The sequence below is a fragment of the Burkholderia sp. CCA53 genome (genome assembly GCF_001685525.1).
GTDB classification, from domain to species: domain Bacteria; phylum Pseudomonadota; class Gammaproteobacteria; order Burkholderiales; family Burkholderiaceae; genus Burkholderia; species Burkholderia multivorans.
In genome coordinates, this window is record NZ_BDDJ01000002.1 from 125728 (window position 1) to 144835 (window position 19108).

General features: G+C 69.9%; 18 protein-coding genes. 7 read left to right on the top strand and 11 right to left on the bottom strand.

Annotation, left to right across the window (positions count from 1 at the left end):
• The first annotated feature begins 6 nt into the window (after positions 1-6).
• Both BCR55_RS17120 and BCR55_RS17125 read left to right on the top strand, forming a co-directional pair.
• Positions 7-2028: a BCCT family transporter gene (locus BCR55_RS17120; protein ID WP_065496634.1), complete on the top strand. Its 2022-nt coding sequence runs from the start codon at positions 7-9 to the stop codon at positions 2026-2028.
• 43 nt (positions 2029-2071) lie between these two features.
• On the top strand, positions 2072-2383 hold the full coding sequence (locus tag BCR55_RS17125; RefSeq protein WP_065495102.1) for a hypothetical protein: 312 nt from the start codon (positions 2072-2074) through the stop codon (positions 2381-2383).
• 78 nt (positions 2384-2461) lie between these two features.
• Here BCR55_RS17125 and BCR55_RS17130 read toward each other — a convergent pair whose 3' ends face one another.
• Positions 2462-3316 carry a class I SAM-dependent methyltransferase gene (locus BCR55_RS17130; protein ID WP_035946576.1) on the bottom strand — a complete coding sequence of 285 codons (855 nt, stop codon included), beginning with the start codon at positions 3314-3316 and terminating at the stop codon, positions 2462-2464.
• A gap of 170 nt (positions 3317-3486) precedes the next feature.
• On the opposite strand from BCR55_RS17130, the gene BCR55_RS17135 reads away from it, so the two are divergent.
• From BCR55_RS17135 to BCR55_RS17145, 3 genes are all read left to right on the top strand, one after another.
• The gene (locus BCR55_RS17135) at positions 3487-4950 is read left to right on the top strand and encodes a metallophosphoesterase (RefSeq protein WP_035946577.1); all 1464 of its coding nucleotides are present in this window, start codon (positions 3487-3489) and stop codon (positions 4948-4950) included.
• A 230-nt stretch (positions 4951-5180) separates the two neighbouring features.
• Positions 5181-6557, top strand: coding sequence for a cytochrome-c peroxidase (locus BCR55_RS17140; RefSeq protein ID WP_065495105.1), 1377 nt, complete (start codon positions 5181-5183; stop codon positions 6555-6557).
• 98 nt (positions 6558-6655) lie between these two features.
• Complete coding sequence (locus BCR55_RS17145) at positions 6656-6931, top strand: hypothetical protein (RefSeq protein WP_006403772.1); 276 nt, start codon at positions 6656-6658, stop codon at positions 6929-6931.
• 53 nt (positions 6932-6984) lie between these two features.
• Here the strand turns inward: BCR55_RS17145 and BCR55_RS17150 are convergent, their stop codons facing one another.
• Positions 6985-8469 carry a PLP-dependent aminotransferase family protein gene (locus BCR55_RS17150; RefSeq protein ID WP_175403830.1) on the bottom strand — a complete coding sequence of 495 codons (1485 nt, stop codon included), beginning with the start codon at positions 8467-8469 and terminating at the stop codon, positions 6985-6987.
• Positions 8470-8671: 202 nt separating this feature from the next.
• Here BCR55_RS17150 and BCR55_RS17155 point away from each other — a divergent pair, with 202 nt between their 5' ends.
• The gene (locus tag BCR55_RS17155) at positions 8672-9022 is read left to right on the top strand and encodes a hypothetical protein (RefSeq protein ID WP_035948193.1); all 351 of its coding nucleotides are present in this window, start codon (positions 8672-8674) and stop codon (positions 9020-9022) included.
• 148 nt (positions 9023-9170) lie between these two features.
• On the opposite strand, the gene BCR55_RS17160 is transcribed toward BCR55_RS17155, so the two are convergent.
• The 5 genes from BCR55_RS17160 to gtdA all read right to left on the bottom strand — a co-directional run bounded on the left by BCR55_RS17160 (position 9171) and on the right by gtdA (position 14307).
• Positions 9171-10520: an aromatic acid/H+ symport family MFS transporter gene (locus BCR55_RS17160; protein WP_065495107.1), complete on the bottom strand. Its 1350-nt coding sequence runs from the start codon at positions 10518-10520 to the stop codon at positions 9171-9173.
• Positions 10521-10579: 59 nt separating this feature from the next.
• Positions 10580-11788 (bottom strand): 3-hydroxybenzoate 6-monooxygenase, encoded by a 1209-nt coding sequence (locus BCR55_RS17165; RefSeq protein ID WP_053298647.1) that lies wholly within the window; start codon positions 11786-11788, stop codon positions 10580-10582.
• 20 nt (positions 11789-11808) lie between these two features.
• Positions 11809-12450, bottom strand: a complete 642-nt coding sequence (gene maiA / locus BCR55_RS17170; RefSeq protein WP_006403778.1) for a maleylacetoacetate isomerase — start codon at positions 12448-12450, stop codon at positions 11809-11811.
• Positions 12451-12474: 24 nt separating this feature from the next.
• The gene (locus BCR55_RS17175; protein WP_065495112.1) at positions 12475-13173 is read right to left on the bottom strand and encodes a fumarylacetoacetate hydrolase family protein; all 699 of its coding nucleotides are present in this window, start codon (positions 13171-13173) and stop codon (positions 12475-12477) included.
• Between the two features lie 87 nt (positions 13174-13260).
• Positions 13261-14307, bottom strand: a complete 1047-nt coding sequence (gtdA, locus tag BCR55_RS17180; RefSeq protein ID WP_065495116.1) for a gentisate 1,2-dioxygenase — start codon at positions 14305-14307, stop codon at positions 13261-13263.
• 165 nt (positions 14308-14472) lie between these two features.
• Between gtdA and BCR55_RS17185 the strand changes: the two genes are divergently transcribed.
• Entirely contained in the window at positions 14473-15417 is a 945-nt protein-coding gene (locus tag BCR55_RS17185) for a LysR substrate-binding domain-containing protein (protein ID WP_065495121.1), read from the top strand.
• A 52-nt stretch (positions 15418-15469) separates the two neighbouring features.
• Here the strand turns inward: BCR55_RS17185 and BCR55_RS17190 are convergent, their stop codons facing one another.
• Genes BCR55_RS17190 through BCR55_RS17205 form a run of 4 tightly spaced genes read right to left on the bottom strand, consistent with a single transcriptional unit; the run spans position 15470 to position 19021 of the window.
• Positions 15470-16738: an FAD/NAD(P)-binding oxidoreductase gene (locus tag BCR55_RS17190; protein ID WP_065495123.1), complete on the bottom strand. Its 1269-nt coding sequence runs from the start codon at positions 16736-16738 to the stop codon at positions 15470-15472.
• The gene (locus tag BCR55_RS17195) at positions 16735-16968 is read right to left on the bottom strand and encodes a 2Fe-2S iron-sulfur cluster-binding protein (protein ID WP_006399860.1); all 234 of its coding nucleotides are present in this window, start codon (positions 16966-16968) and stop codon (positions 16735-16737) included. The genes BCR55_RS17190 and BCR55_RS17195 overlap by 4 nt, the downstream gene beginning before the upstream one ends.
• Positions 16965-18092 (bottom strand): FAD-binding oxidoreductase, encoded by a 1128-nt coding sequence (locus BCR55_RS17200; protein ID WP_045593294.1) that lies wholly within the window; start codon positions 18090-18092, stop codon positions 16965-16967. Before BCR55_RS17200 ends, BCR55_RS17195 begins: the two co-directional genes overlap by 4 nt.
• On the bottom strand, positions 18089-19021 hold the full coding sequence (locus BCR55_RS17205) for a 4-hydroxyproline epimerase (protein WP_065496636.1): 933 nt from the start codon (positions 19019-19021) through the stop codon (positions 18089-18091). The genes BCR55_RS17200 and BCR55_RS17205 overlap by 4 nt, the downstream gene beginning before the upstream one ends.
• Between the last annotated feature and the right edge of the window lie 87 nt (positions 19022-19108).

Sequence of the window (19108 nt, forward strand, 5' to 3'; positions counted from 1 at the left end):
CCCGCCATGCCCGATTCCCGTTCCTCGCCGCGTACCACGTTCAAGCCGCAGGTCGTACTGCCGTCGCTCGCGCTGATCGGCGCGCTGCTCGTCGTCTGTGCGTTGCTGCCCGACGAGGCCGGCGCGCTGTTCAGCGCCGGCCAGCAATGGGTCGTCGCGCGCTTCGACTGGTTCTATGTGCTGGCCGTCACGGCGTTTCTCGTGTTCCTCGTGCTGATCGCGGCCAGCGATTTCGGCAACATCCGGCTCGGCCCCGACGATGCGGAGCCCGAATTCAGCTTCGTGTCCTGGACGGCGATGCTGTTCGCGGCCGGCATGGGTATCGGCCTGATGTACTTCGGCGTCGGCGAGCCGATGCAGCACTTCCTGAAGCCGCCGACCGTCGAGCCCGCTTCGCCCGGCGCCGCGCGCGAAGCGATGCTGATGACGTTCTTTCACTGGGGCTTTCATGCGTGGGCGATCTACGGGCTGATGGGCCTCGTGCTCGCGTACTTCGGCTTTCGCTACAACCTGCCGCTCACGCTGCGCTCGGGGCTCTATCCGGTGCTGCGCGAGCGCGTGAACGGCTGGATCGGCCACGCCGTCGACGCGTTCGCGCTGGTCGGCACGGTCGCCGGCATTGCGACGACGCTCGGCTACGGCGTGATGCAGATCAGCGCCGGGCTGCATACCGTCGCCGGCTGGGATACGGGCGGCAACGCGTTTCGCGTCGGACTCGTCGCGCTGGTCGTGATCCTCGCGGGCCTGTCGGCGGCGAGCGGCCTCGACAAGGGCGTGCGGCGCCTGTCCGAGCTGAATCTGCTGCTGGCATTCCTGCTGCTCGCGTTCGTCGCGATCGCCGGGCCGACCACGTTCCTGTTGCGCGCGCTCAGCGACAACATCGGCCAGTATCTGTCGAGCCTCGTCGACCTGTCGTTCCGGACGTATGCGTATGCGCCGCCGCGCGACGAAGGCTGGTTCGGCGGCTGGACGATTCTCTACTGGGCGTGGTGGGTGTCGTGGTCGCCGTTCGTCGGGATGTTCATCGCGCGCATTTCGCGCGGCCGCACGATCCGTCAGTTCGTGATCGGCGTGCTGCTCGTGCCGACCGCGTTCAACCTCGTCTGGATGACCGTGTTCGGCAACAGCGCGATCTGGCTCGACACGCACGGCGCGGCCGGTGCGCTCGCGCAGACGGCCACCAACGTCGACGCCCTGCTGTTCCGCTTCTTCGATTTCCTGCCGCTGTCGCAATTGCTTTCGATCGTGGCGATCCTGCTGATCGCGGTGTTCTTCGTCACGTCGGCCGATTCCGGCGCGTTCGTGATCGATCAGATCGCGACGCGCGGCGCCGCGCGCTCGCCGGTCTGGCAACGGCTGTTCTGGGCCGCGCTGCTCGGCGTGACGGCAGCCGTGCTGCTCGTCGCCGGCGGCCTCGGCGCGCTGCAGGCGATGACGCTGATGGCCGCGTTGCCGGTGGCCATCATCATGCTCGCGTTGTGCTACGGCCTCTGGCGCGGGCTCGCCGCCGATCGCGCGCACTACTCGCAGGACGTCGCGCCCGCGACCAGCTTCTGGACCGGCCAGCACTGGCGCCATCGTCTGACGCACATCCTGCGCCAGACGACCGAGGCCGATGCGCGCCAGTTCGTCGCCGACACCGTGATGCCCGCGCTGCGCAAGGTCGCCGACGAATTGCGCGCGGGCGGCGTCGAGGCGCACGTGCAGCGCGACGGCGACGATGCGGTGCGGCTCACGGTGCCGACCGCCGAGCAGCGCGATTTTGTCTACGGCGTGCGCGTGACCGCGAAAACCGCGCCCGCATTCCTGATGCGCGAAGCGGCGGAGCCGCAGTCGGCGCGCCCGCATGTGTACGGCATCATCACGTTCTTCGAGGACGGGCGGCTCGGTTACGACATCGAATACCTGCGCGGCGACGAAGTGATCGCCGACGTGCTGCGCCAGTACGAGCGCTACGTGTCGCTCGCGGCCGACAAGCGCACGCATCTGCTGAGCCGCGCGCCGGGACACGCGACGGAGTCGGAATGAACGCGTGCGCCATCCCGCCCGCGACGCATGCAGGATTCGAGCGATGAGCGGCATCCTGCACGATCGCACTGCCGACTTCGTCGCGCTCGGCACGCTCGTCCTGCTCTATGTCGGCGCATTGGGCATCGCGCTGTGGCGCATCCGCGCCGCTGCGGCGCGCGGCAAGCTCTACTGGTTCGTCTGCGTGGCGCTGCTGGCCGGCGGCGCGGTCGCGATCGCCGGCAACCTCGCGCCCGTGCCGAACAGCGGCGAGATGCCGCCGGGCTTCGCGCTCGGCGTCGAGGCGAGCCTGCTCGGACTCGCGCTCGTCGCGATGGGCTGCGCGTGGCTGATGCTGCGCGCCCGGCGTCGCTGACCTGCATGCGCCGTCGTCCGGCGCGGCATCGCGCACGGACCGCGCGCCCGTGGTGCGCGCGGCTGCCCGCGCCGCGCCTTACGCGGCCGACGATGGCGCGCGTGCGGTGACCAGCCAGCACGCCGCCTCGAACCGCACGTCGGCGCCCTGCACGTAAGGTTCGAACGCGTTGCGGATCGTTTCGACCACGCGGCGCCGCGTCGCATCGTCCACCTGCTGCAGCGCAAGGCCGACCGGCCCCAGCCGCCCGATGTAGTCGTTCAGCGCGGGTTCCGGCAGCGCGCATGCGATATCGACGGGCTCGATCGCGATGTCGGCCCAGCCGCTGTCGGACAGCACCGCTGCAATGCGCTGCCGGTCGCCGAACGCGAACTGCCCAGGCGCGCCGGGCCGTCGCGGCGGCAGGTCCGGCAGCAGCGGCGCCGCGGCCCGCTCGGCGGTCGTCATGAACGGATTCTCGGCCGCACTGCGCCACGCGACGAACCGCAACGCCGCGTCGGTGCGCGCCGCACGCCGCAGATTCGCGAACGCGCGGACCGGATCGTCGAAAAACATCACGCCGAAACGCGACACGATCAGATCGACACTGGCGGGCACGAACGCATGCGTCTGCGCATCCGCGCACACGAAGTGCACGCGCAGGCCGCTGCGCTTCCCACGCTCGTGCGCCGCGTCGATCATCCGCGCCGAAATATCGACGCCCGTGCACTGTGCGTCCGCGCCGAGCCGCCGCGCGATGTCGAGCGTGACCGCGCCCGTCCCGCAGCCGACATCCAGCACGGCGCGCGCGGACGATGCGGCTGCGGCATCCGCGAGCAGTGTCGCGAACGGCTCGAACAGCCGGTCGAGCGACGCCTGGATGTCCACCCACGCGCGTCCCGACGGGCCGTTCCACAGCGCGGACTGTTCTTCGTTGGCGTGGTTCTGTTTCATTCGCGGCTCCCGTTGTCTGCTTCGTCGATCGTCCATCACACTGTGCTGCCTCAAGGCGGCTTGAAGTCAACCCTGTCGCGGCGCGTCCCGACACGCCCGCGCTGCGCCTTATTTTCATATTTCTTACATTTGCGCTGCGTAACGTTGGCGGCTTTCGTACGGTGCTCCCCATGCGACGACTCCTCTCTCGCGCGTTGCGCGCGCACTGCGCGGCCCTTGCGGCCTTCGCGTCACTGTCCGCGTGTTCGAACCACATCGATGCGCCCGCCGATCCGGCCAGCGCCGCCATCAACGTGCAGGCCGCGTGGGTCGAGATCGGCGATGCGAACCAGGCGATCGCGCGCGCGATCACGGCCTATCAGCCGGCGTCGTCCGACGATCCGCTGTGTCCGCAGCTGATCGTCGACGGCAAGCTGTCGCGGATGACGCTGCGCGCGGGCGCCGCGACGGTGCCGCAACGCCCGACGGCGAGCGACCCGGCCGATTCGAAGCCGTCGAGTTTTCCGGTCAGCGTCTGCGAAGCGACGCTGCCGGCCGACGCGCAGACGGCCAGCGTCGCGGGCCGCACGTTGCCGCTGCCGAAAGCGCAGCCGCAGCGCATCGCGATCATCGCCGACACCGGCTGCCGGATGAAAAAGGCCGACAACGCATGGCAGGCGTGCAACGACCCGACGGTATGGCCGTTCGACACGATCGCGGCCAGCGTCGCGAAGCTGTCGCCGGATCTCGTGCTGCACGTCGGCGACTATCACTACCGCGAAAACGCGTGCCCGCCCGACATCGCGGGCTGCAAGGACAGCCCGTGGGGCTACGGCTGGGATACCTGGCAGGCCGATCTGTTCCGGCCGGCGGCGCCGCTCATGGCGAAAGCGCCGTGGGTCGTCGTGCGCGGCAACCACGAGGAATGCGCGCGCGCCGGTCAGGGCTGGTTCCGCTTCCTCGATCCGCGCCCGTACTCGGCGTCCCGCTCGTGCGACGATCCGGCGAACGACAACGACGCGAACTATTCGGAGCCTTACGCGGTGTCGCTCGGCGGCGGTACGCAGGTGATCGTGTTCGATAGCGCGAAGGTGGGCCGCAACGCGCTGAAGCCGACCGACGCGCAGTTCCGCATCTACCAGAAGCAGTTCCAGACGGTGGCCGCGCTCGCGTCGAAGGCCGGCATGACGACGACGATCTTCACGAACCATCATCCGATCCTCGCGTTCGCGCCGATCGCAGGCAGCACGCCCGCACCCGGCAACCTCGCGCTGCAGTCGGTGATGTCGAGCCTCAACGCGCAGGCGTACTATCCGCCCGGCGTGCACGTCGCGCTGCACGGCCACGTGCACGACTTCCAGGCGATCGACTTCTCGTCCGGCCATCCGGCGACGATCGTGTCCGGCAACGGCGGCGACAACCTCGACGTCGCGCTGCCCGATCCTTTCCCGGCCGGCCTGACGCCCGCGCCCGGCGCGGTGATCCAGCGGCTGTCGCACAACAACAGTTTCGGCTTTCTGATCATGGAGCGGCGCGCGGCGCCGGCGACCGGCTGGGTATTCCACGCGTATTCGGCGGCGGGCAAGCTGCTCGCGTCATGCGATCAGTCGGGGACGACGCTCGCATGCGACAAGACGGGATTCATTGCACCGTGATCGACGAGGTTCGATATGCGCATCGTCCGGCGCATTTGCGCGATCGCTGCGCCGCCGTGACGAAGTCGCTCACGGATTCGGCGCGAGTTTCCGCTGCGATGGCAGACGCCGTTCCGTTCGAGACGTCCGCTCCGGCTGCCGCTTCGGCCGCTTCAGCCGATTCGGTAGGCCGGGCCGCCGCGCCTGCGCCAGGCGCGACTTCCGTTCCCGCGCGCGCCCGTCGAAAACGCATGCTGCTCGCATGTGCCGCCGCGACGCTTGCCGGGCTGGCGCTTACGGCAAGCGCCGCGCCGCCTTCGGAAACGGTCCTGCTGCCCGGTGCGCCGCCGTCGCGCGTGGTCGGCGTCGTCGGCAACGGCACACCGCAGGTCGCCGGCAAGATCGACGCGGCAACCGCGCGCTTCGCGCCCGAGCCCACGCTCGTCGCGCTCGGCCGCCGGATCTTCTTCGACACGCGGCTGTCCGAGCCGCGCGGCATGTCGTGCGCGGGGTGCCACGATCCGGGCCGCGCGTTCGCGCCGACGCTGTCGGCGGCTTCGCTCGCGGGGCCCGGCGTGCCGCAAGGCAGCCGCCCCGGCCGCTTCAGCGCGCGCAACGCGCCGTCGCTGCTGTACGTGCGCTATGTGCCGCGCCGCCACTTCTATCAAGACGACGATGCACCCGCGCCGTCGCCGTTCGGCGGGCTGTTCAGCGACGGCCGTGCCGACACGCTCGCCGAGCAGATCCGCGGCCCGCTGTTCGATCCGAACGAGATGAACAACCGTTCGCCGGCCGCGCTGCTGCGCAAGGTCGACGCGACCGATCTCGGTGCCGATCTGGCCGCCCGCTTCGGCATCTCGGTGCGGCGCGACCCCGAGCAGCTCGTACCCGCGCTCGGGACCGCCGTCGAAGCGTATTTGCAGAGCGACGAAATGGCGCCATTCACGTCGCGCTTCGACGCGTATCTGCGCACGCGCACGCCCCTCGCGCCGGCCGAGATGCGCGGGCTCGCTCTGTTTCGGAATCCCGACAAGGGCAACTGCATGAGCTGCCATACGCTGTCGGAAACGTCGAGCCGCCCGGAGCGCTCGCTGTTCACCGACTTCGGCTACGACGCGATCGCGGTGCCGCGCAATCGCGCGCTCCCGGCGAATCGCGACCCGCGGCACTTCGACAACGGGCTGTGCGATACCGCGCGCCGGCTGCGCTGGCCCGAGCCGACGCAATGGTGCGGTTATCTGCGCACGCCGGGGCTGCGCAACGTCGCGGTGAAGCAGACGTTCATGCACAACGGCGTGTTCGCCAACTTGCGCGACGCGGTCGCGTTCTACAACACGCGGTCGACCGATCCGCGCCGCTGGTATCACGGCGCGGCGACGTTCGACGACGTGCCGGCCGCGTATCGCGGCAACATCAACGTCAATTCGACGCCGATGAACCGCCGGCCGGGCGCCGTGCCCGCACTGACCGACGCCGAAATCGACGACATCGTCGCGTTCCTCGGCACGCTGACCGATGCGCGCTATGCGGGGCTCGCTGCGGCGCGTGGCGGAACGGCGGCCAATGTGGCGCGCGCGCAGGCGCCTGCCTCGGCCGTGCGCGCCGCTGCCGCCGCGCCGGCGCGCTGACCCTGGCCGGATGGCCAGGAGCGTGCGTGCTCGCTTGCAGTCGCCTCAAACACTGTTTATATTTACAGTACTGTATCAATGAACAGTGGAGGTGTGCGATGGAACATCTGGTCCGTATCGTCAACGACACCGACCGCCAGGTATTGGCATGGCTGCGGGCGCAGGTCGGCGATGCGCGCGTCGAGCGCGCTGCCCGTCAGCTCGGCCATACGCGCAAGCCTTACCCGTCCGCGGTATGCCGGTATCTGGGGATGAGTGCACCGGCCACGCTGCGGCATGCGCATCGGCCGCGCGTGGCGCGCGACTTTTCCGTCGGCGATCGCTATCTGTCCCTGATTCGCGAACACCTCGCCTCACATAGCGCGGGCCGCTGATCGTGCGCGCGCCCTCCCGCTCGCGCGCCGTTCGTGCGAGCGATCGCGTCCGCTCAGCCCGCCGCGATCGCGTCGCGCACGAGCCGGCCCAGCGTGTCGAATGCCGCCTCCTGTGCGGCGTCGAAGGCCCGCGTGCAGCCGATCCGGATATAGGCGTCGAAGCGATTCGAGTTCGAAAAGATCGAACCGGGCGCGATCCTGATGCCTCGAGCGAGCGCGGCATCGAACAATGCGTCCGAATGCACGCCGTCGGGCAGCGCGATCCAGAGCAGCATCCCGCCCGGCGGCCGGTTCATCCGTGTACCGGCGGGGAAATGCCGCGCAATCGCATCCGCTGTTGCGTCGCGCTGTACGCGCAGTTGCTCGCGGAATCGGCGCAGATGGCGGTCGAACGCGCCCGAACCGACGAATTCGGCTGCCACTGCCTGGAGCAGCGCCGCGTTGTGACGGCTGTGCGCGAACTTCAGCATCTTCACGCGCGCGTGCCAACGCCCGCCGCTCATCCAGCCGAGTCGCATTCCCGGCGCGAGCACCTTGTTGAACGACGGGCAATAGATGACTGTGCCGTCCCGGTCCCATGCCTTCACGGGCTTCACCGCCTGCGGCACGTCGACGAGTTCGCGGTACGGCTCGTCCTCGATCACGGCCACGCCGCGGCTCGCGCACAGCGCGACGAGCGCCGCCTTGCGTTCGTCGGGCATTACGCTGCCGAGCGGGTTCTGCAGGTTCGGCACGACCACGACGGCGCGAATGTCCGGATAGGCGTTCAGCGCGACTTCGAGTGCCTCGATCGACAGCCCCGTCGTCGGGCTCGCCGGAATTTCGAGCGCGCGCATGCCGAGGCTTTCGAGCAGTTGAAGCAGCCCGAAGAACGCCGGCGATTCGATCGCGATCGTGTCGCCGGGCTGCGCGACTGCGCGCAGCGCGAGATTGACTGCGTCGACGCCGCCGCTCGTCGACATCACGTCGTCCGGCGATACCGTTACGCCGTACGACAGCGCGCGCTTCGCCATCGCGTGGCGGAACTCCGGCAGGGCGTCGATGCGCCCCGCGTCGGTCAACAGCGTCGGCTTGCGCCGCAGCAGGCGGATCGCGAGCGCCTGCAGACGTTCGGTCGGATACAGCGACGCGGCGGCGGACGCGCCGCCGAGGTTCAGCGCATCGGTCGCCGTGTGGCCGCGGTCGATCACACGCGACACGCGTTCGTGCAGCCCCGCGAACGGCGGCGCGATGGCGAGCGGCGCCGCATCGCCTTCCGGCAGCGCGTCGAGCACCGGCGATGCGCGGCGGCGCACGAAATACCCGGACCGCGGCCTTGCCTCGCACCAGCCCGCATCCTCGAGCCGCCGGAACGTCTGGATCGCCGTCGACAGGCTCACGCCGTGCTGCGCCATGAACGTGCGCACGGACGGCATCCGGTCGCCGGGCGACAGCGTGCCGGCCGCGATGATGCGGCGGTAATGCTCGGCGAGCCGTTCGTACAACGGCTCGCCGTCCATCGGCAAGGCTTCTCGAGCGATGTCGGCAAAGGGTGTCATGCGAGCGATCGTGCCGGCCGCGCGCAGTGCGCGCCAGATACAGATGCGAGGTAAACCCACCGATACAGCGCACAAAAATCGCGGCCTGCAACGCAACAGATTCTCGTCGGCTGAATCTGTTGCGCTTGTGCCCGTTTCCCTAACCTGAGTGCACGCTATCGCCTCGCCGTCGCGGGGCTGCGTTACCGGGAAAGGACTCGCGATGCAAACGCAAGACATCCGGCTCGACGCCGGGCAAAGCCACTTTGCGTGGCTCGACAAGGGCTGTCGGTTGATCGTGCTGGACGGCGCGCTTGCCGTCACGTGGCGGGACCGCACGCTCGACTGGCTGCCCGACGCGCCTCTGACGGTCCGTCGCGTGCTGACCGAAGGCGAATGTCTGACGATGGATGCGCCGGGTCACGTTGCACTCGCGGCCGGTGCCGGCGCAGACGTACGCGTGACAATCGTCACGCCCGCCGGTCGATACAGCTGGCGCGACCGGCTGCACGCGTGGTTGAGTCGGCTGCCCGCCCGGCTCACCGCATCGCCGCGCGCGCACGAGCGGTCGTGACGCTACGGTGCGTCGTCTGTCCGCGGGGCTGGCCCTATGCCGGATCGCGGCCTGCGCCATGACGCCGATATAACCGGGGACGCCGGCATCGACCGATGCCGAAACGTCCCGCCGCGTCGACGCAGTCTCGCGATCGCCCGACGCCCGGTCACACGTTCTCGCCCGCGATCGCGTCGGCGCCGGCCTCGCGCCGCGTGCCGCCGAGCACGAGAACGGCAAGCCCCGCAACCACACACGGCACCGCGACGACGGCAAAGGCGGTCGGCAGCGGCAGCCCCGCCGCGAGCATTGCGCCGCCCGCCATCGAGCCGACCACCGACCCGCCGCGCCCGATCCCGTTGGCCCAGCTGACGCCCGTCGTCCGGCAGTCGGTCGGATAGAACGCCGCCGATAGCGCATTCGCCCCCACCTGCGAGCCAGACACGCAGAAGCCAGCTGCGAACACGGCCAGCGCGGCGCCCCACGGCGATGCCGCGCAGATGCCGATCGCCGCGACGAACACGCCGGCCGCCACGTAGCTGCAGGCCAGCACGCGATGCGGATCGAAGCGGTCCATCAGCCAGCCGAGCACGATCGCACCGAGCGTACCGCCGATCTGAAACATCGCGGTCACGCGCGCGGCGGTCTGCAGCGTCGCGCCGGTCGTGCGCAGCAGCGTCGGCAGCCAGCTCGACAGCAGGTAGATCACGAGCAGACTCATGAAGAATGCGAGCCACAGCAGCAGCGTACCGCGCAGCAGATCGGGCCCGAACAGCCGGCCGAGCGGCGACGCCGCCGGCTTGCCGCGCGGCGCGACGAACGACGCGTGCGCGAGATGCGGATCCGGCGCGATGCGGCTCAGCAGCGCCGCGATCCGCTCGCGCGCCGCGCCGCTGTTCACCAGATAGCGCACCGATTCCGGCAGCCGCCATGCGAGCACCGGCAGCAACAGCAGCGGCGCGACACCGCCGAGGACGAGCACCGCGCGCCAGCCGTCGCGTTCGATCAGCGATGCGGCGACGAGGCCGCCGAGCGCCGAGCCGATCGTGAAGCCGCAGAACATCGTCGTCACGAGCAGCGAACGGCGACGCGCGGGACAGTATTCGGACGTCAGCGTGATCGCGTTCGGCATTGCACCGCCAAGCCCGAGCCCTGTCACGAAGCGCCACGCGATCAGTTCCGTGACACCGCCCGCACTCGCGGACGCGGCGCTCGCGACGCCGAAGCATGCGACGCAGGCGAGCAGCAGCCGCTTCCGCCCGAACCGGTCGCCGAACGGCCCGAACGCCAGTGCGCCGGCCATCAGCCCGGCGAGCCCTGCGCCGAACACCGGCGCGAGCTGCGCAGGCGACAGTTGCCATTCCGCCCGGATCACGGGCGCGACGAATCCGATCGACGCGGTGTCGAACCCGTCGATCGCGACGATGAGAAAGCACAGCACGACGATCGCGATCTGAAACGGCGACACGCGACGCCGGTCGATCCATTCGCTGACGTCGACGGACAGCGTGGTATTCATGATGATGTCTCCTCCAGGAACGCGCGCGGCTCGGCCGGCGCGCGGGACCGTCGTGCGCGTTACGCGACCGGCTTCAGGCAGTCGTCGGCGCGCCATCCATGCAGCCACTCGAGCGCGTCGTAGAACTGCGACTGCGTGCGTCCGACCCACAGCGCATTGCGCACCTGCCGCTCGACGCCCTTCGCGTGATAGATGCGCCCCATTTCGCGCGCCGAATACAGCACGCGCGCGGTACGCGGAATCCGCACGCGTTCGTACAGCGCGAACGCGGCCTCGAAATCGCCATCGGTCTGCGCGACGGCCGCGCCGAGCGTGACCGCATCCTCGAGCGCCTGACAGGCGCCCTGCGCGATGTACTGCGTCATCGGATGCGCGGCGTCGCCGAGCACCGTCGCGCGGCCCGCGCTCCAGCGCTCGACCGGATCGCGGTCGGCCGTCGCCCAGCGCTTCCACGACGTCGGCCGATCGAGCATCTGCCTGGGCAGCGCATGAATGCCCTCGAAATACGACAGCACTTCCTCCTTGCTGCCGTCGCGCACGCCCCAGGTTTCCTGCTCGCGGCTGTGGAACGTGACGACGAGGTTGTACTGGCGGCCGCCGCGCAGCGGATAGTGGACGAGATGGCAATGCGGGCCGGCCCATACGACGGGCGCGTTGATCTGCAGATCGACCGGCATGTTCTCGACGTCGACGACCGCGCGGTAGACCACGTGCCCCGTCACGCGATGCGCGTCGCCGATCAGCGCGTGGCGGATCGCCGATTTCACGCCGTCGCAGCCGATCACCGCCTCGGCGCGATAGCGTTCGCCGTGCTGATCGACCACGGTCACGCCGTTGCCGTCCTGTTCAAAGCCGCACACCTGCGTGCTGGTGCGAAACTCGATCAGCGGATGATTCCTGACCGCCTCGTAGATCGACAGATGGATGTCCGCGCGATGAATCACCGCATACGGATTGCCGAACCGTGCGCGATACGCGGCGCCCGTATCGATGCGCGCGACTTCGTGCGCATCGACCGCATCCATCAGCTGCAGCCAGTCGGTAAACACCGCACGGCTGCGCGCCGCCTCGCCGACGCCGAGCGCGTCCAGCGCATTGAACGCGTTCGCGGCGAGCTGGATGCCCGCCCCGATCTCGCCGATCTGCGCGGCCTGCTCGAGCAGCTTCACGCGGATGCCCTGCCGCGCGAGCGCGAGCGCCGTCGCCAGCCCGCCGATGCCGCCGCCGATCACGAGCACGCGGCGACCCTTGTCTCCTGCCTGATTCATGTCTGTCTCCCCCGATCGCCTCAGGCGACGTAATCCGGTTGCCGCTGCGGCTGGGCGGCCAAGAAGGCCGGCTCGCGCTGCGCGTGTTCGTACACCGCGAGGCTGCGCGGATACGCGCTCAGATCGCAGTCCATCCGCAGCGCGTTCGCGATCTGCGGGACGAGGCACACGTCGGCCAGCGTCGGCGCATCGCCGAAGCACCACGGCCCCGTGTCGGCGCGCGCGAGCAGGCGCTCGACGCCCGCCATCCCTTCGGCGATCCAGTGCCGGTACCACGCCGTCTTCTGCTGCGGCGTCACGTCGAGTTCGCCGTCGAGATAGCGCAGCACGCGCAGGTTGTTCACCGGATGGATGTCGCAGGCGATCAGCAGCGCAAGCTCGAGCACGCGCGCACGCTGTCGCGGATCGACGGGAATCAGCCGCGGCTGCGGATGCGTCGCGTCGAGATAGTCGATGATCGCGAGCGACTGACCGAGGCGGAAATCGCCGTCGACGAGCGCGGGCACCGACGCGGAGGGATTGACGTCGTCGACGTAGTGCGCGTCGCGATGCGCGCCGATGCGGATGTTCACCGGCAGCGTGTCGTAAGACAGCCCTTTCAGCGCCAGCGCAATGCGCACCCGGTAGGACGTCGAACTGTTGAAGAAGCTATGCAGTTGCACGATGGGACCTTTCGAAAACGGGCGTCAGACGACGCGCACGGTCAGTTCGCCGAGCCGCTCGACACCGACCTTCATCTCGTCGCCGCGCACGACCGCGCCCACGCCTTCCGGCGTGCCGGTAAAGATCACGTCGCCCGGTTCGAGGCGGAAGAATTTCGACAGGTCCGCGACCGTCTCCGCGACCGACCAGATCAGGTGCGACACGTCGCTCTTCTGCTTCGTCGCACCGTTGACGGTCAGCCACAGGCCGCCCTGCTCGAAATGGCCGACTGCGCTCGCCCGATGCACCGGGCCGATCGGCGCCGAGCGGTCGAACGCCTTGCCGATTTCCCACGGACGACCCATCTCGCGCATCTTCATCTGCAGGTCGCGGCGCGTCATGTCGAGGCCGACCGCATAGCCCCACACGTGGTCGAGCGCGCTGCCGAGCGGAATGTCGGCCCCGCCCTTGCCGATTACCGCGACGAGTTCGGCTTCGTAGTGATAGTTCTGCGTCTGCGACGGATACGCGAGTTCGAGCGTTTCGCCGTATGCGACCGGCACGACGGCGTCGGCCGGCTTGCAGAAGAAGAACGGCGGCTCGCGATCGGGATCGAAGCCCATCTCGCGCGCATGGGCGGCATAGTTGCGGCCGACGCAGTAGACGCGGCGCACCGGAAAACGGGCATCGCTGCCGGCGACAGGAAGTGCGGCCGGGGCTTCGGGCGGGAAAACGAAAGTCATGAACGGCTCCAGCGTAGACATGAATGAAGGGGCGCGCGCCGCGACTTCGGCGGCGCGCGGAAAACGGATCGTGAACAGCCGCCGGCGTCAGTCGCGCGCTTCGCGCAGCAGGTTCAGCGCGGACAGCACGGGCCGGTCGGAATAGCTGAACAGCACGCTGTCGGACGATGCCGACAGCCGCACCGGCGCCCACGACGGCGCGACGAAGATGTCGTGCGGCTCGAACGCGAACGCGTCGCCGCCGATATGCGCGGTGCCGCTGCCTTCGACGACGCAGTAGATCGTCGCGTCGGTGCTGCGATACGTGCGGCCGTCGAAGCCGGCCGGCAGGAACTGCATGAAGGTCGCGATCGTCGGCATCGGCCAGCCGCCGGTCGCCGGGTTCACGTAGCGCAGCTTCACGCCGTCCCAAGCGTCGAGCTCGCCGTTCCGGTACAGCGCGTCGAGCGCCTCGCGGCTGCGCGCATACGGGTAGCTGAAGATCGGCGAGGTCGGATCGGTCACGCGATGCCGCACCGGCACCATGTTGTGGCCGTAGCGCGCGAAGCTGTCGCCTTCGGGCCGGCTGACGGGCTGCACGGCTTCCGGGTAGTTCTCCGCGAACCCCGCGTCGAGATGCGCGACGAGCGGAATGTCGAGCCCGTCGAGCCACACGACCGGCTCGCCGCCCGCTTCCACGGACGGATTGCCGTGGTCGTGCCAGGTCCACGACGGCGTGATGATGAAGTCGCCCGGATGCATCGTCGTGCGCTCGCCGTTCACCGCGGTCCACGCGCCGCGCCCTTCGACGATGAAGCGCAGCGCCGATTGCGTATGGCGATGGCTCGGCGCGATCTCGCCCGGCAGGATCAGCTGCAGACCCGCGTACAGGTTCGGCGTCATGCTCGAACGGCCGGGCAGCCCCGGATTCTCCAGCACCAGCACGCGGCGCACGGCCTCTTCGGCGCTGATCACGTCGCCGGCCTGCATCACCAGATCGCGCACCTGCGCGTACTTCCAGATCGCGGGCCGGGCGGCCGGCTGCGGCGTCTTCGGCACGAGGCTGTGCAGCGACTCCCACAGCGGCGTCAGGCGCTGCTCGGCGATGCGCGCGTAATAGGCGGCGCGCGACGGGTCCGGATGTCGGGTCGTCATGGTGTCTCCTGGTATCGGCCGATCGCGGCATCGGCGCTCGTTCTGGGCGGCGGCCGCACGATGCGGCCTGTTGACGGATTTATATGCGACCAGACATATCCCGTAAAATGATCAAATCATCTAATTCATATGGTTCTGGATATATCTCTCGATACGAGGCACGCAATGGACTGGACTTACCGTCTGCGGCTGCGGCATCTGCAGGTGCTGCTGAGTCTGGCGAGCACCGGCAATCTGAGCCAGTCGGCGGCGGCGCTCGCGACCACGCAGCCGGCGTTGTCGAAGTGGCTGAAGGAACTCGAAGAAGACGTCGGGCTGCCGCTCTTCGAGCGGCATGCGCGCGGGTTGCGGCCGACGCCGTACGGCGACGCGCTGATCGAGCACGCGCGCCGCGTGGAGGCGCAGCTCGACGTCGCGCGCGACGACATGGCCGCACTGCGCGAAGGCGGCAGCGGCCTCGTGATGATCGGCACATCGGGCGTCGCGGCCGCCGACACGGTGCCGCTCGCGGTGTCGCAATTGCTGAAACGGATGCCGCGCGCGCAGGTGCGGCTCAACGAAAGCACGCTGGTGCAGCTGATGCCGCAGCTCGCGCGCGGCGAACTGGACATCGTCGTCGGCCGCACCGGCTCCGCGTCGGTCGATCCGCTGCTGCAGGTCGAAACGCTGTACGTCGATCCGGTCGTGTTCGTCGCGCGGCCCGATCACCCGCTCGCCGGCGCGGCTTCGGTCGGCTGGGACGACGTGCTGTCGTACACGTGGATCGTGTGGCCGGCCGGCACGCCGGTGCACAATGCGCTGCAGGCGGCGCTATCGGCGGCCGGCCGCACGCAGCCGCCGCATTGCGTCGAATCGAACTCGTCGCTCCTCAATCTGACGCTGCTGAACAATACGGACCTGCTCGGCGTCGCGTCGCAACGTGCCGCGCGACGTTTCGAGCAACTGAATGCGATCCGGATCCTGCCGATGCGGCTCGAAGGCCAGGGCGCGGTCGCGATGTACTGGCACCCGGACAGCGCGAACCGCGCGGCCGTCGCGGCCGCGATCGAATGCCTGCGCGCATGCGCCGCGCCGCAGATCGGTAGATGGGAAAAGGAAACGGCGGATTAGCGGCGGCGGCGCAGGCAGGCAGCATGCGCCGCGCTGCGTGCGCCGCCGTGCGTCACGCGCATTCGTCGGCGGCGGCGCCGTCGAGCATCAACGTGCCGACTCGGGCCGGCACGAGCGGCGAGCGCGGCACGGGCGGCGTCCAGCCGAACAGCGCTTGCGCGGCCGCACCGCATACGCGCCCCTGACACGCCCCCATTCCGCAGCGCGACTGCAGCTTCGCGGCCGTCCAGCCGGGCGCAGCGGCCACCGCGTCGAAACGCACGTCCTCGCATCGGCACAGTAGCGTATCGGGCTTCGCGAGCCGGCGAATCGGCTCGCGAATCGCGAAGCGCGTGCGCACCGCGTCGGCGAACGCCTGCCACTGCGCGCGGCGCGCGACGAGCGCCGGCAGCACATCGGTCTGCCCGGTCGCCGCGCAGCCCGCGATTTCGCCTTCGACCATCGCGAGCTCGCTGCCGCCGACGCCCGTGCACTCGCCGGCCGCGAAATGTCCGTCGCGGCTCGTGCGCTGATGCGCGTCGACGGCCACCGCGCCGTTTTCGACCCGGCATCCGAGATGACTCGGCAGCACGGTGTTCGGCACGAGGCCGAAGCCGCACGCGAGCCGGTCGCACTCGACGTCGAATTCGCGGTCGCCGCGGCGAATCCGCACGCCTTCGAGCCGTTTGTCGCCGAACGCCGCGACGACGTGCGCATCGGGCCGATAGGCCGCCGTGAACAGCTGCGCGGCCTGCGCGAGCTTCGACGGCCAGCGCCACAATCCGGCGCCGAACGCAGCCACGTCGCGCCAGGCGGCCTGCTCGAGCACGTGCGACACCTGCGCGCCGGCCTGGCGCGCGGTGGCCGCGCTCGCGAGCAGCAGCGGGCCGCTGCCTGCGATCACGATGCGCCGGCCGCGCACGTCGAGGCCGTACTTGATCAGCGCCTGCAGCCCGCCGGCGCCTGTTACGCCGGGCAGCGTCCAGCCGGGGAACGGCAGCAGCAGTTCGCGCGCGCCGCAGCACAGAATCAGCGCCCGGTATTCGAGCAGCAGTGCGCGTTCGTCGTCTTCGAGCAGCAGCGTTTGCGGCTGCGATTCCGCGACGATGCGCGTGGCCGCGAGATGCCTGACGTTCGGCAGCCGCAGCACGGCAAGCCGCTCGGCGGCCGCCGGTACCGGCGTCGCCGCGGCCGGCTGACGCCAGATCTGGCCGCCTGCACGCGGATTGTCGTCGACGATGGCGATCGTCACGTCGCTGCGGGCCGCGGCGCGCGCGGCCGACAGCCCGGCCGGGCCCGCGCCGACGATCGCGATGTCGACGCTCAGTCGTTCCTGCTTCATCGCGTGCGCTCCACCTGCATGCCGTCGCGGCACAGCGTCTGGCACGCGAGCCGCCGACGGCCGTCGATCGTCATCCTGCACTCCTGGCAGACGCCCATTCCGCAAAACGGCGCGCGCGGCGCGCCGGTGCACGACACGCGCGTCGTGTCGTCGCCGCTCGCCGCCACGGCGGCCGCGACGGTCACGCCGTCCGCCACCGTCAGCGCGCGGCCGTCGAGATGAATGATCATGAAAGCGCTCCGGCTACGGGGGACGTCGTCAGAAAACGTCCCGGCAAATACGGTTCGATGTCGATCGCGGGCCGCTCGCCCGCCATCTGCGCGGCCAGCAGCCGCGCACTGCCCGGCGCGGTCGTCACGCCGAGCCCTTCGTGGCCGACGGCGAGCCATACGCCGGGCCGCGCCGGATGTTCGCCGAGCAGCGGCAGGCCGTCCGGGCTCGCGGCACGGAAACCCGTCCATGCGCGGATCGCGTTCAGCTCGGCGAGATCGGGCAGGTAGCCGGCCGCGCGGCGCAGCATCCGCGCGAGCACCGGCGGCTCGATGCGCGGATCCTCGGTGTCGAACTGGCGCGACGACCCGATCAGCAGTTGGCCCGTCGGCCGCGGCTGCACGTTGAACGCGACCGACGTGCCGTCGCTCGCATGCGCGCTCGCCGCATAGCCGAGCTCGACGAGCTGGTGCGCGACGCGCCCCGGATAACGGTCGGTAATCAGCAGATGGCCCTTCTTCGGGCGCAGCGGCAGCTCGGGCAGCAGCGTACGCGCGGCGACGCCGTTCGCGACGACGACGCGTTGCGCGCGCAGCACGTCGCCGCTCGCCAGCGTGACGCGCGCGCCGTCGACGCCGACCGCGCGGTCGCGCCGCAGCACGATGCCGGGCCCGCGCTGCAGCAGCCAGTTCGCGGTCACCGGCGCGTAGAGAATCCCGTCGCCGGGAATCTTCAGCGCGCCGCCGAGGCCGGGCCGCAGCATCGGCTCGAGCCGCGCGAGCGCGGCCGCGTCGAGCAGTTCCCCGGCCACACCATGCGCGGCCAGCGTCGCCTGCTTCGCGCGCGCGAGATCCATCTCGTGCGCATCGGCGGCGAGCCACAGCGTGCCGCAGTTGCGATACGCGCAGCCGTCCGGCATGTCGCCGCTCAGTGCGCGCCACAGTTCGATCGAATAATGGCTGAGCGCGAGTTCGGCCGCGTTGTCGTCCATCGCGACCAGGTGCCCCATGCCGGCCCCCGTCGCGCCGCCGCTCGCATCGTCGACGACGATCACGCGCAGCCCGCGCTGCGCGAGCTCGTGCGCGCACGCGGCGCCGACGATGCCCGCGCCGATCACGACGACGTCGGTTGCCGCTTCGCTCACGACACGATGCCCCAGCCGAACGGATCGTCGTCCTCGATCAGCAGCGTCGCTTCGGCGCTCAGATGCGCGCTGCCGCGAATCGTCGGCACGATGCCGCCGTCGGCTTCCACATAGCTCGCGTGGAACACGCTGCCGATCACGCTCGCCTGGCGCCACACCGCACCCGGCGCGAGCTTGCCGTCGGCCGCGAGGCACGCGAGCTTCGCGCTGGTACCGGTGCCGCACGGCGAGCGATCGTACGCGAGACCGGGGCACAGCACGAAGCTGCGGCTGTCGTGTTCGGAATCGTCCGCGAACAGTTCGATGTGATCGATCTCGCCGCCGTTCGCGCCCGTGATGCCCGCGCGTTCGAGCCCTGCGCGCACCGCGCTCGCGTACGCCGTCAGCGCCGCGACGTTGTCGCCGGCGACGCGCTGCCCGTGATCGCTGATCAGGAAGAACCAGTTGCCGCCCCACGCGATGTCGCCGCGCACCGGGCCGTAGCCCGGCACGTCGAGCGCGACGTCCTTCGCGTGGCGATACGCGAGCACGTTGCGCACGCTGACCGACAGATCGTCGTGCAGCGTCGCCTCGACGGTGCCGACCGGCGTTTCGATCCGGTGCACGCCGGGCCCGATGCGGCCCATGTGATGCAGCGTGCGCACGACGCCGATCGTGCCGTGGCCGCACATGCCGAGATAACCGCTGTTGTTGAAGAAGATCACGCCGGCCGCGGCGTCGGGCGACACGGGCTCGCACAGCAGCGCGCCGACGAGTACGTCGCTGCCGCGCGGTTCGAGAATGCACGCGGTGCGATAGCGGTCGTACTCGCGCGCGAGCAGGTCGCGCCGTTCGGCCATCGTGCCGCTGCCGAGCGACGGAAAGCCGGACACGACGAGCCGCGTGGGTTCGCCGCCCGTGTGCGAATCGATGATCTGGATGCGCTTCATCATGCGTCGTCCGAAAGTGGGGAAAGGGGCATAGCTTCCTCCGTCGCGCGTCCGGCCGCTTGTGGGTTTTCAATGAGGGCGGCGACG

Coding starts and splice junctions, on each gene's coding strand:
- BCR55_RS17120 (WP_065496634.1), top strand. CDS start 7: ATGCCCGATTCCCGTTCCTCGCCGCGTACCACGTTCAAGCCGCAGGTC.
- BCR55_RS17125 (WP_065495102.1), top strand. CDS start 2,072: ATGAGCGGCATCCTGCACGATCGCACTGCCGACTTCGTCGCGCTCGGC.
- BCR55_RS17130 (WP_035946576.1), bottom strand. CDS start 3,316: ATGAAACAGAACCACGCCAACGAAGAACAGTCCGCGCTGTGGAACGGC.
- BCR55_RS17135 (WP_035946577.1), top strand. CDS start 3,487: ATGCGACGACTCCTCTCTCGCGCGTTGCGCGCGCACTGCGCGGCCCTT.
- BCR55_RS17140 (WP_065495105.1), top strand. CDS start 5,181: ATGCTGCTCGCATGTGCCGCCGCGACGCTTGCCGGGCTGGCGCTTACG.
- BCR55_RS17145 (WP_006403772.1), top strand. CDS start 6,656: ATGGAACATCTGGTCCGTATCGTCAACGACACCGACCGCCAGGTATTG.
- BCR55_RS17150 (WP_175403830.1), bottom strand. CDS start 8,469: ATGACACCCTTTGCCGACATCGCTCGAGAAGCCTTGCCGATGGACGGC.
- BCR55_RS17155 (WP_035948193.1), top strand. CDS start 8,672: ATGCAAACGCAAGACATCCGGCTCGACGCCGGGCAAAGCCACTTTGCG.
- BCR55_RS17160 (WP_065495107.1), bottom strand. CDS start 10,520: ATGAATACCACGCTGTCCGTCGACGTCAGCGAATGGATCGACCGGCGT.
- BCR55_RS17165 (WP_053298647.1), bottom strand. CDS start 11,788: ATGAATCAGGCAGGAGACAAGGGTCGCCGCGTGCTCGTGATCGGCGGC.
- BCR55_RS17175 (WP_065495112.1), bottom strand. CDS start 13,173: ATGACTTTCGTTTTCCCGCCCGAAGCCCCGGCCGCACTTCCTGTCGCC.
- gtdA (WP_065495116.1), bottom strand. CDS start 14,307: ATGACGACCCGACATCCGGACCCGTCGCGCGCCGCCTATTACGCGCGC.
- BCR55_RS17185 (WP_065495121.1), top strand. CDS start 14,473: ATGGACTGGACTTACCGTCTGCGGCTGCGGCATCTGCAGGTGCTGCTG.
- BCR55_RS17190 (WP_065495123.1), bottom strand. CDS start 16,738: ATGAAGCAGGAACGACTGAGCGTCGACATCGCGATCGTCGGCGCGGGC.
- BCR55_RS17195 (WP_006399860.1), bottom strand. CDS start 16,968: ATGATCATTCATCTCGACGGCCGCGCGCTGACGGTGGCGGACGGCGTG.
- BCR55_RS17205 (WP_065496636.1), bottom strand. CDS start 19,021: ATGAAGCGCATCCAGATCATCGATTCGCACACGGGCGGCGAACCCACG.